The organism is Bacillus sp. JJ634, assembly GCF_036962285.1.
In the GTDB taxonomy this organism is placed as follows: domain Bacteria; phylum Bacillota; class Bacilli; order Bacillales; family DSM-1321; genus Peribacillus; species Peribacillus asahii_A.
Window position 1 is genome coordinate 1 of record NZ_JBALMU010000143.1, and the last position, 10,745, is coordinate 10,745.

10 protein-coding genes are annotated in these 10,745 nt (G+C 35.2%); 8 read left to right on the top strand and 2 right to left on the bottom strand.

Going from position 1 to position 10,745, the window contains the following annotated elements:
- The first annotated feature begins 375 nt into the window (after positions 1-375).
- The 4 genes from V7068_RS18990 to V7068_RS19005 all read left to right on the top strand — a co-directional run bounded on the left by V7068_RS18990 (position 376) and on the right by V7068_RS19005 (position 4,015).
- A complete protein-coding gene (locus tag V7068_RS18990) occupies positions 376-948 on the top strand; it encodes a site-specific integrase (RefSeq protein WP_252282395.1) in 573 nt (190 codons plus the stop codon).
- Positions 949-1,007: 59 nt separating this feature from the next.
- On the top strand, positions 1,008-1,124 hold the full coding sequence (locus V7068_RS18995) for an acetyl-CoA hydrolase/transferase C-terminal domain-containing protein (RefSeq protein WP_499714082.1): 117 nt from the start codon (positions 1,008-1,010) through the stop codon (positions 1,122-1,124).
- Between the two features lie 145 nt (positions 1,125-1,269).
- Positions 1,270-3,405 carry an ATP-dependent Clp protease ATP-binding subunit gene (locus V7068_RS19000; protein WP_499714075.1) on the top strand — a complete coding sequence of 712 codons (2,136 nt, stop codon included), beginning with the start codon at positions 1,270-1,272 and terminating at the stop codon, positions 3,403-3,405.
- A gap of 163 nt (positions 3,406-3,568) precedes the next feature.
- The gene (locus tag V7068_RS19005) at positions 3,569-4,015 is read left to right on the top strand and encodes a C40 family peptidase (protein ID WP_252285987.1); all 447 of its coding nucleotides are present in this window, start codon (positions 3,569-3,571) and stop codon (positions 4,013-4,015) included.
- A 225-nt stretch (positions 4,016-4,240) separates the two neighbouring features.
- On the opposite strand, the gene helD is transcribed toward V7068_RS19005, so the two are convergent.
- Positions 4,241-6,526, bottom strand: coding sequence for an RNA polymerase recycling motor HelD (gene helD, locus V7068_RS19010; protein ID WP_499714076.1), 2,286 nt, complete (start codon positions 6,524-6,526; stop codon positions 4,241-4,243).
- A 416-nt stretch (positions 6,527-6,942) separates the two neighbouring features.
- Between helD and hlpB the strand changes: the two genes are divergently transcribed.
- From hlpB to V7068_RS19025, 3 genes are all read left to right on the top strand, one after another.
- Positions 6,943-7,233 (top strand): HNH nuclease-like protein HlpB, encoded by a 291-nt coding sequence (hlpB, locus tag V7068_RS19015; RefSeq protein WP_499714077.1) that lies wholly within the window; start codon positions 6,943-6,945, stop codon positions 7,231-7,233.
- A gap of 133 nt (positions 7,234-7,366) precedes the next feature.
- A complete protein-coding gene (locus V7068_RS19020) occupies positions 7,367-7,903 on the top strand; it encodes a methylated-DNA--[protein]-cysteine S-methyltransferase (RefSeq protein ID WP_499714078.1) in 537 nt (178 codons plus the stop codon).
- 81 nt (positions 7,904-7,984) lie between these two features.
- Positions 7,985-8,533: a GNAT family N-acetyltransferase gene (locus V7068_RS19025; RefSeq protein ID WP_499714079.1), complete on the top strand. Its 549-nt coding sequence runs from the start codon at positions 7,985-7,987 to the stop codon at positions 8,531-8,533.
- A 125-nt stretch (positions 8,534-8,658) separates the two neighbouring features.
- Here V7068_RS19025 and V7068_RS19030 read toward each other — a convergent pair whose 3' ends face one another.
- Positions 8,659-9,588 (bottom strand): EamA family transporter, encoded by a 930-nt coding sequence (locus V7068_RS19030; protein ID WP_499714080.1) that lies wholly within the window; start codon positions 9,586-9,588, stop codon positions 8,659-8,661.
- A 113-nt stretch (positions 9,589-9,701) separates the two neighbouring features.
- On the opposite strand from V7068_RS19030, the gene V7068_RS19035 reads away from it, so the two are divergent.
- Positions 9,702-10,577, top strand: a complete 876-nt coding sequence (locus V7068_RS19035; RefSeq protein WP_499714081.1) for an AraC family transcriptional regulator — start codon at positions 9,702-9,704, stop codon at positions 10,575-10,577.
- Positions 10,578-10,745 lie beyond the last annotated feature (168 nt).

Below are 10,745 nucleotides of genomic sequence, written 5' to 3' on the forward strand. Positions count from 1 at the left end.
AAAACCTGAAAGAAGATTAGAATCTTCTTTCAGGTTTTTTTTGGTAAACTGAAAAGCGGTTATATAAAATCCTGAAGAAAAATGACCTCCATAATTCCGTTTTAAGGCTGTTGTTTTTTGATTTGCTAGTCATTTATCCCGAATATCTTAAAATGCGAATTTGACCATTTAAATGGGGTTTAAAGAGATTTTTGATTTTTTGCTATGTTACGAGATTTATTTTCATAATATTCCGAATGTAACAAAGGACCTGTATTGATACATTCAAAATCCTATTAAATCAATGGTTCCAGCGGTTTCATTTTTTAAAAAATTTAGCGTTTTTTTCATACATACATTACAATAAAAGAAGGGAGAAGGGGGCGTAGTTATAGGATGCACACAACTTCAAAAAAAATAAAAAATGTCCAGCCGATTCGCCGGCTAGATCAAATAGAAAGCATGAAAAAAGCATTGCTCAAATATTGTAGCTATCGAGATTATATGATGTTTACGATTGGCATTAATATCGGACTTCGAATTGGGGACTTGTTGCAATTGCGTGTCAAAGATTTATTGGATGGTACGCATATTGTCATTGTCGAACAAAAAACAGATAAGGTTAAACGCTTCCTCATTAATCCACAATTGCGAAAAGAAGTGAGGAAATATGTACGAAAAATGAAATTGAAAAGTGATGACTATTTATTTCCGAGTCGAAAAGGAGCGGGGCCGATTACGAGGGTGCAAGCATATCGTGTGCTTAACAAAGCAGCGGAGATGGCCGATGTTCCAGATGTAGGAACACATACGCTTCGAAAAACATTTGGCTATCTTCATTATCAAAAATTTAAGGACCTTGCTTTATTACAACAAATTCTTAATCATTCTAATCAAAAAGATACTATGATTTATATCGGCCTTACTCAAGACTTGATGGATGAAACGTTAATGGATTTTTATTATTAATCAAATCACAACGAAAAACATCACCAACATATGTAAGTGATGTTTTTCATTTATATCAAATTTCTAAGAGGGGAAAAACCGTTCGTGAAAGAACGCAAGAATTCATTCGCATTGCTCATTCTAAATTTAGAGAACAATTAACCGATGAAGCTAAAAAAATGGGGTATTTATTATAAGGGAAGTGCCGACTCACTTGTGGGTTGGTTTTTTAATTTTTTTGAACAAATATCTTGAAAGTCAAAAAAGGTCAAGGTATAATACTGTTAAAGGTCAAAGTTAGTCAAAGTCAAATGTGATCTAAATTATAAGGAGGAGTACTCAATGAAATGTGAAAAATGCAAAGTAAATCAAGCAAATGTTCAATTTCGCATAAATCTAAATGGTCAACAACATGATTTAACATTGTGCTCCGTTTGTTATAAAGAAGAACGTAATAAATTAGGAGCTGCTATGGGAGGTATGAATATGGGGAAATTCCCGACAAATGATGATTTATTTTCATCCTTCATGCAACAGCCATTTCATATAAATAATCCTATTCCATCACAAACAGAAGGTGGCAATAGAGGAGGATTACTTGACGAGTTCGGTCGTAATTTAACGGATGCAGCAAAAGCTGGATTAATTGATCCTGTCATCGGTCGTGATGAAGAAGTGAAACGTGTGATTGAAATATTAAATAGAAGAAACAAGAACAATCCTGTATTAATTGGTGAACCTGGGGTCGGTAAAACAGCAATCGCAGAAGGATTAGCTTTAAAAATTGCAGAAGGAAAAGTACCTGCAAAATTGCAGGCTAAAGCAGTCTATATGCTCGATGTTGCTTCCCTTGTTTCAAATACTGGAATTCGCGGCCAATTTGAAGAGCGAATGAAACAGCTTATTGCTGAATTACAAGAAAGAAAAAATGTGATTCTTTTTATTGATGAAATTCATCAATTAGTAGGCGCTGGTTCAGCAGAAGGGTCTATGGATGCCGGAAATATTTTAAAACCAGCTTTAGCAAGAGGTGAATTACAATTAGTTGGTGCGACGACACTTTCTGAATATCGCCAAATTGAAAAAGATGGAGCGTTAGAACGACGATTCCAACCTGTTCAAGTGTCAGAACCAACACCAGAAGAAGCCTTTACTATTTTAAAAGGGTTACAAGAACGCTATGAAGCATATCATAGTGTCACTTATAGTGAAGAAGCACTTAAAGCAGCTGTTGAACTTTCACATCGTTATATTCAAGACCGCTTTCTTCCAGACAAAGCGATTGACTTAATCGATGAAGCCGGTTCTAAACTTAATTTAACAATTGAAGGAATTGAAGAGGAACAGGCGAAAGCTCGTTTAGCTCAAATTTATAAAGAAAAAGAACAAGCATTGAAAGAAGAAGCCTATGAAAAAGCCGCTACTTTACGTGATGAAGAAGAAAAGTTAGAAAAAATACTTCAATCAGGCGTAGACGTAGAAAAACCAATGGTAACGGTTGAAGATATTCAAGCAATCATTGAACAAAAAACAGGTATTCCAGTTGGGAAGCTTCAAGAAAATGAGCAAGAAAAAATGCTTCATTTACAAGAGGCATTAGCGAAAAAAGTGATTGGTCAAAGTGAAGCCGTTCAAAAAGTAGCGAAAGCTGTACGAAGAAGTCGAGCTGGATTGAAATCGAAGCATCGCCCAATTGGTTCCTTCCTTTTTGTCGGACCTACAGGTGTCGGTAAAACAGAATTATCGAAAGCGTTAGCCGAAGAATTATTTGGCTCTAAAGATTCAATGATTCGTTTCGATATGAGTGAATACATGGAAAAACATAGCGTTTCTAAATTAATTGGTTCCCCTCCAGGTTATGTAGGTCATGAAGAAGCAGGACAATTAACAGAAAAAGTGCGTCGTAAACCGTACAGCATTATTTTATTAGATGAAATTGAAAAGGCGCATCCTGAAGTGATGAATGTATTTTTGCAAATTTTAGACGATGGACGATTAACAGATAGTCAAGGTCGTACAGTGAATTTCAAAGATACAGTCATTATTATGACAAGTAATGCTGGGGCAACAGAAAAACGCAAGGAAATGGGATTCTTAAAAAATACAACCGTTACTGAAGCGAACATTTTACAATCACTTGGAAACTTCTTTAAGCCAGAGTTTTTAAATCGATTCGATAGTATTATTGAATTCTCTGCGTTACAAAAAGAAGATTTATTACAGATTGTCGAGCTTATGTTACAAGAGCTTTACGCAACACTTGATACGCAGCAACTATCATTAGAAGTAACGGATGCCGCAAAAGAAAAATTAGTCGAACTTGGATATAATCCATCGTTCGGGGCTCGTCCGCTTCGTCGCGTCATTCAAGAACAGCTAGAAGATGGTATAGCAGACTTTATTTTCGAACGACCAGAAGTAAAATCTTTTAAAGCGATTGTCGAGAATGAGAATGTAAAAATTGTCGAAATGCAATAGTGTTTATCGAATACCTCCTGATTTCCAGGAGGTATTTTTTATGTAATAAGGTCATATTTGTCTCTTCTTGTAATACTTTGTCTACAAACTGTAATATTCCTGTGAAGCAAGCGAAAAATAGTTTTCGTATAATACAAGTATGGAATTGATGTAGGAGGTATGTATGCTAAAGAAAATCATTGTTGGATTGTTGTTCATTGTCACATTGAGTATTGGAATCACTTTAAATGAAGATAAAGCAGAAGCTGCAACATATCATACTAAAGCAATCTCTGTAGCCAAAAGTCATCTAGGCGTAAAATATAAATGGGGCGGCATTTCACCAAGTGGATTTGATTGCTCTGGACTCGTGAAATATGCATATGGTAAACAAGGCAAAACATTACCGCGAACGGCTGCGGAAATGTACAAAAAGGGAAAAAAGGTAAGTTCATTAAAAAAAGGGGACTTAATGTTCTTCGCTCCAAACAAGGCATCAAGACCAACTCATGTAGCCATTTATGTAGGAGATAATCAATTTATTCATTCTTCTTCTTCAAAAGGTGTTTCTTATGCTAAAACAAGTAATAGTTACTGGAAACCTAAATATATTGGAGCCAAACGGATTTAATACATAATATTTTCATACATAAATAGAAATCATCAAAAAGGCGGGCTGTTGCCCGTCTTTTTGATGATTTTTTCACACTTAATGTAAGCCCATCTTTAAACAACGCATATAAAAGAGCAGCGCCTTTTGGTACAAAAAGTTAATAACGTGAATGATCAATCTAAAAATTGGCAGCATTATATAACATAACTTGCTTTAAAGATCAAGGAAAAGTTGGTGGGCATATTATAGCAATTCAAACGTCTCTCTTGCTGCTTGTTCAATAAAAGTACATGGTTCATCTTCTGTCATCATGATCAGCATATGCATAGCTCTAGAACAAGCAGTATAGAAAAGGGTTCTATCAGATTCAAGGGCGTATTGTTGTTTAGATGCATTTGGAATAATAACGGCATCGAATTCAATTCCTTTAGCCAAATAAACAGGAAGTACGAGTAATCCTTTTTCGAACGAATACGTTTGCTCAGTTATTTGCTTGACGGATATTTTATGCTGTAATAAATGATAAATCATAGTACTTTCTTGTAATGTTTTACATATGATAGCGATTGTTTCATATCCTTTATCACGCAGTTCTTTTACGCTCGCACTTAAGGTCTCTGCTATATCAGCCTTATTACTTAATGTTATAAGCCTTGGTTTTTCTCCTTCGCGTTCAAACGGTTCGATTAACTCTTTACCTGGAGCAAAGTATTTAGTGAATTTAACAATTTGCTTAGTAGAACGATAACTTTTGGTCAGAGTAATTCTTTCTTGATTTTTCTCCAGTTCCTCAGGAATAAGCGGGTTTTCCGTTGTAGCGTATGTGTATATGCCCTGATTAATGTCTCCTAGTATAGTCATTCTTGTATACGGAAAGATGTACTTTATATAAGCAAATTGAAATGCGGAGTAATCTTGAACTTCATCGATAAATAAATGACGGACGGGTTGATTCGTATGATTCCCTAGTAAGCGGTCTTTAAAATATGAATATGGTGCAGCATCTTCCCACGTCAAAAACTTGTGAGATAGATTGACTTCTGTATGAACACAAATTTCTTTCCAATCCTCTGGTTTTTCTTCAAACTCTCCCTTTGTGAAAAGCTCACGATAAGTTGCTAAGATATGGACAAACTCTAATTGCTTCACACGCCTTTTAATTGGGGAGAAATACTTGTTCACGACTTCTGATCGGAGAAAACTTTCTTCTCTATCAGGATCATCTTCGTCTTCTTTTTGACTTTTGTGATAGGCCTTCATATAGTCTTCTTTATCTAATAACTCTATTTTCTCTGTAACCCAGTCTTTCTTTTTTTCCGCCTTCTGATGTTTACGTATTTCTTTTAGCAGCCATTTCGAAACGAGTTCCATTCTATTAGGAATTGCGATTTCTTGATCTAAAGAATAAAAATAATCACGAATTTGTTCTTTTGAAATAAGAATCTGTTTACGGAACGTCAGATTTTTAAAGCGGATTCCACCATATTTTAATCGAGAAATATATTTATCTAACATATGTTTAAAGTCTAAGCTTGATTTAAAGTCGATGTTTTTTAAACGAACTGCATAATCTTTACTATCCATTTTTGTAAGAGTGTATTCTATTTGTTCAAAAGGTGATTCAATCTTAATATCATTTTCTATTCCCTTTTTCAAGAAGTCCAATAAAGTCGTTTGGTTAATATTTGTTTCTCCTAACTCAGGTAGTACATTGGAAATATAGCTCGAAAATAAAGGGTTGGGTGAAAAGAGAAGAAGGTTAGTAGCAGTTAACTTTTCTCGAAAGCGGTACATTAAGTAGGCGATACGTTGTAAAACAGCAGACGTTTTTCCACTCCCAGCTACTCCTTGCACGATTAAGAGACTGCTTCTTTCATTTCTAATAATTTTGTTTTGTTCCTTTTGAATAGTTGCTACAATACTTTTCATTGCTGTACTCGCATTATTTCCAAGTGCTTGCTGGAGAAGTTGATCACCTATTGTAACTCCAGTATCAAACATGCCTTCAAGTAACCCATGTCTTATAATGAACTGTCTTTTCAAGGTCATTTCTCCTGTTATCGTTCCTTGCATCGTCTCATATTGTGCCTTACCAGGAGAATAATCATAGTACAGACTGGAAATAGGCGCACGCCAATCATAGATTAGAAAGTTTTCCTCGTTATGATCCATCAAGGAAGCAATGCCGATATAGATTTGTTCCTCTTCATTTCCTGGATTTTCGATAAAATCAATTCTCCCAAAATAAGGGGAGTCTTTTAGCTTATTTAATGTTTTTAGTTCTTCGCCAACTTTTCCATGAAATCTTTCTCGTTCCGATAATAGCTCGGCCTGCTGTTTTAGACTAGCTTGTGTTTCAATTACATCATCAGGCTCATCCAAATTGACCGTGACATCTTCCCAAAAGTTTTTACGAAGACCAATGATACTTTCTTTTAACTCAGTAGCCTTGGAATATAACTTGTTCTTTTTGTATTCAATTTCACGGATGACATCATTAATTCGGTGTTGTTCAGTTTCACGATTCATTACATCAGCCCCGTTCTATATGCTTTTGTTCTCATTACATAAAATAACAAAAGTGGAAACTTGGTTATTCTATCACATGCAGATATTTACAACAACCCTATTTGCAGATTTGATTTGTTTAATCGTTAATATGTTAGACATCCGACCTTCAAATCCCTTGTTCAATAGAAACTCTTCTGTTTTCATTCATATAAAGAGAATATTCGTATCAAACTAATAATGTTTTGTATTAAAGAGAACTTTTCATCAGAGAGAGGTTTGTTACTGTCGGAAATACTGGTTGTTTTAATAAAAATAAAGCATTTAAAATACTATGTTTAAGTTTTTAATCTATTTTTCAGTTTTTGTAACGAAGATGTCCAAATAAGTGCTTGTATACAGATTGATTAATGAATAAAGCATAGGAGGAAAAATTAGTGGGGGTCTGTGAACTTTGTGGTCGTAATGGAGTGGAAACAACCGTTCATCATCTACTTCCAAAAGAGATGGGAGGGACATTTGGATCGACAGCAAGATTATGTATACCTTGTCATAAACAAATACATGCCCTCTACACGAATGAGGAAATCGCTGCACGTTTAACAACGTTGCGTGAGATGAGGGAAGATGAAAAACTCTCACGTTTTATTAAATGGCTGCGAAAGCAGCCGCCCACTAAATTAATGAAAATAAAAAAATCTAATGAACGAAAGCAGAAGGGTAGATAAAAACATGTATGTTGCAACCGTATATTTTTGTATACTACTGGTAAGCATGTCGGGTTATATACCCTATAAAAGCCTATAACTGGTGCCTTTTAAGAGATACATGTTTTACAGAGAGTTAATGGAGGAGAACAGAATGAATGACATTAGAAAACAGGCTGTGTTTTGGTCGTCTTTTGTATATGAGAATTGGAAATTTTATTTAGCCGCAACATCTAATGGATTGTGTTATGTAGGTTCTCCTAATAAATCCTTTGAAGAGGTAAAAGAATGGGCAAAGAGACGATTTTCTAACTTCGAATTGATAGAGGATGATAGAGAGCTACAACCATATATAGAAGAATTATTAGAATATTTCGAAGGGAAGCGGGCATCATTTACATTTCCAATGGATATTCAGGGGACATCTTTTCAACAGGAGATATGGAATGCTTTAAACGAGATACCATACGGAGAAACATTTACTTATTCACAAATAGCAGAAATGATTCGGAAGCCGTCTGCTGTACGTGCAGTTGGGACTGCTATTGGAGCTAATCCCATTCTTATCTCTGTTCCATGCCATCGGGTAATAGGAAAAAATGGAAAACTGACAGGATATCGAGGTGGTTTGGAGATGAAGAAGCATTTGTTAAGTCTCGAGAAAGAAAGGGGAGGTATCACAAATATCTAGCTTAAACATTTGAACCTTTTTCAGTTGTTAATGATAGATAAAAGTAACTAAAAAAATTTGGGACAAACATGGGGGAATTCCATGGAATTTAAGACAGTGGATCATTGGGATGAAGAAGTATGGAAGAAGTGGAGAAGCATCTATCATGAAGCTTTTGGTAAAAAAGGGGCAAAGTCTGAGAAGATTATCCGAAATATGTTTCGAAAACAAACATGCTTCTTCCATATAGCTCAAGATGAATCCGAGGTATATGCGATAGCGTTATCTGGAAAGTTGCGGGGAACAAAGATCCTTCTTATAGATTATCTCGCGGTTCGAGAGAAACATCGAAACCGAGGTGTAGGCAGGATGATAATTAATTATATAATGAGTTGGTCAATAAATCGTGAATTTGACAGTATTGTTATCGAAGTCGAAGCAGAACAGACGCCCGAAAATCTTGCACGTATCCGATTTTGGGAAAAATGTAACTTTATGTTACTTCCGTATATTCATCACTATAGAGTGGTTCCGGAGCCATATCAAGCAATGGTTTTAAAGTTAGTTCCTGAAGCGGAATTGCCCGAGAAAGGGGAGGAGGTTTTTCACTTAATTGAACGATTTCATAAGAAGTCTTTTCAAGGAGTTTAAGTTTTTTACATGATTTATAGCTATTATTATGTTTTCTTCTTATCTTTCCTAATTTGCTTATTCGTTTTCAAGCGTTCTAAGGAGAAAACATAGTGAAGCCCCTCACGGTTTAAAGCGAAATTAGCTCACTGTGAGGGGCTTTTCGTTGAAGAAGATTTTTTATTCAATGCTAATACTAAAATCATTCCAATAATACAAGCTGTACCAATCCATTGGAAAAATCCAAAAGGTTCTTTTAACCAAATGACCGTTGTTACAACAGCTGCTAGTGGCTCTAAACTACCTAGAAGGCTTGTTTCTTTAGGTGAAAGACTTTGTAAACTTTCAATATAAAACCAAAAAGCAATCATTGTACCGAATAGGATAACAAATACTAAATATAAATAGCTTTCTAGCGTTAAGCTTGTAAAGTCCATTTGCCAAGGCGGATGGATAAAGCTTAAGGCAAAACCACCGATAATCATCGCCCAGCCGACAACGACAAGGGAATCATATTGCGCAAGAAGAGGAATGGCATATAAAGTATAAAAGGCTAATGCCAGCCCAGATAAAACACCCCAAATGATTGCCAGTGTCGGCACAGACAGTTGAGAGATTGAGCCGTTTGTTAATAAGAAAAAGCAGCCAACTAAAGCAAGCGAAACTGTTAATAAGTCTTGTCGTGTTAGAACGGTTTGTTTACGTAAAATTAAGTAGACGATAATCATGACAGGTGCTAAATATTGTAATAACGTTGCAACAGCAGCATTACCATGGTTGATAGATGCCATATACGTGTATTGAACTGCAAGCATGCCAAGTAACCCAAAGATAATCAGCTGAATAGCTGTCCTTCGATTTTTCCAGACCCCAAGTATTTGAGAACGTTCCTTTAGAAAAAATTGAACGGTTAACAGTAGAAAACCAGCTATAAGTAATCGTGTCGTTACGAGCCAATCTACATCGATGGCGTATTGTTGAAAGAGCTTTTGGGCAACTGTGCCGCCAACACCCCAAAGTATCGCTCCTGTTATAACGAAAAATAGTCCTGTTCTTCTATTAGTAGATTTATTCATGATTGATTCTCCATATTAAGTATAATAATAGTGTTATAATAAGTGAAAAATTGTTCTAATAATAGTTAAATTGAATAAAAAAATATAAATATATTGAGGTGATAAGTTTGCAAATGAAAAGTTTTAAGGTTGATCAAAGCTTAAAGGAGCTAACCAAACATCGTACAGTCGCATTACCGATTGCATGCTACGAAACAACGATTGCCCAAAATATACATGGCTATATACCACTTCATTGGCATGATGAAATTCAATTTGTTTTGATTGTAAAAGGGGGAGCAACCTTTCAAATAAATGGAGAAAAACTAGTCGTTCGAGAAGGTAACGGTCTATTTATAAATAGCGGTTATCTGCATATGGCGGAAGACAAGAATCAATCAGGCTGTGTGTATATTTGTTTAAATGTTTCTCCTCATTTCATTTTACCTCAAGAACTGTATACAACCTATGTATATCCCTATATTCAAGCGACTAATTTCCCCTACTTATATGTAGATGCAAATGAGGAGTGGGGGAAAAATATTTTAAAAGCTATTGTAAAAATCAATCAATGGATTCAGCAAAAATCACCATATTATGAAATCGACATCACGGTACAGCTAACGTTAATTTGGCAAAACTTAATTATTAATGGATTTCAATTAGAATACAATCAGACGGAAATGTTAAAAAATGATCGAATGAAGCAAATGTTAAATTGGATCCATTTACATTATGCTGAAAAAATTATGTTAGACGATATTGCAAGGGCTGGTCAATTGAGCCGCTCTGAATGCTGCCGATATTTCAAACGAGTTTTAAAGACAACACCATTAAATTACGTAATTGATTATCGAATTCAAAAAAGCTTAAGTTTGCTGCAACAAGCAGAATCCAATGTTACGGAAGTCGCTTATCAAGTAGGATTTAATAGTACAAGTTATTTTATTGATAAATTCCGAAAGTCTATGAACATGACACCATTAGCCTATAAGAAAAGAGGAAAATAGATATGAGGTGATGTGTTATGTTATACAGAGTAGTATACGCCAAAGTATCCTTCAACTATTGGCGTTTTTTTATGGGAAAAACTCTTAAGGTTGTAAATCCATATTCGTCTGACCCCACTTCATTAAATTATTCCAATCCTAAATTTCTTATTGTAAGAAAAAAGTTAA

Bases quoted from the DNA above. Each gene is read 5' to 3' on its own strand.
- V7068_RS19025 (WP_499714079.1), top strand. From the start codon at position 7,985: ATGGAATTTAAGACAGTGGATCATTGGGATGAAGAAGTATGGAAGAAG.
- V7068_RS18990 (WP_252282395.1), top strand. From the start codon at position 376: ATGCACACAACTTCAAAAAAAATAAAAAATGTCCAGCCGATTCGCCGG.
- V7068_RS19020 (WP_499714078.1), top strand. From the start codon at position 7,367: ATGAATGACATTAGAAAACAGGCTGTGTTTTGGTCGTCTTTTGTATAT.
- V7068_RS19000 (WP_499714075.1), top strand. From the start codon at position 1,270: ATGAAATGTGAAAAATGCAAAGTAAATCAAGCAAATGTTCAATTTCGC.
- V7068_RS19005 (WP_252285987.1), top strand. From the start codon at position 3,569: ATGCTAAAGAAAATCATTGTTGGATTGTTGTTCATTGTCACATTGAGT.
- V7068_RS19035 (WP_499714081.1), top strand. From the start codon at position 9,702: ATGAAAAGTTTTAAGGTTGATCAAAGCTTAAAGGAGCTAACCAAACAT.
- V7068_RS19030 (WP_499714080.1), bottom strand. From the start codon at position 9,588: ATGAATAAATCTACTAATAGAAGAACAGGACTATTTTTCGTTATAACA.
- helD (WP_499714076.1), bottom strand. From the start codon at position 6,526: ATGAATCGTGAAACTGAACAACACCGAATTAATGATGTCATCCGTGAA.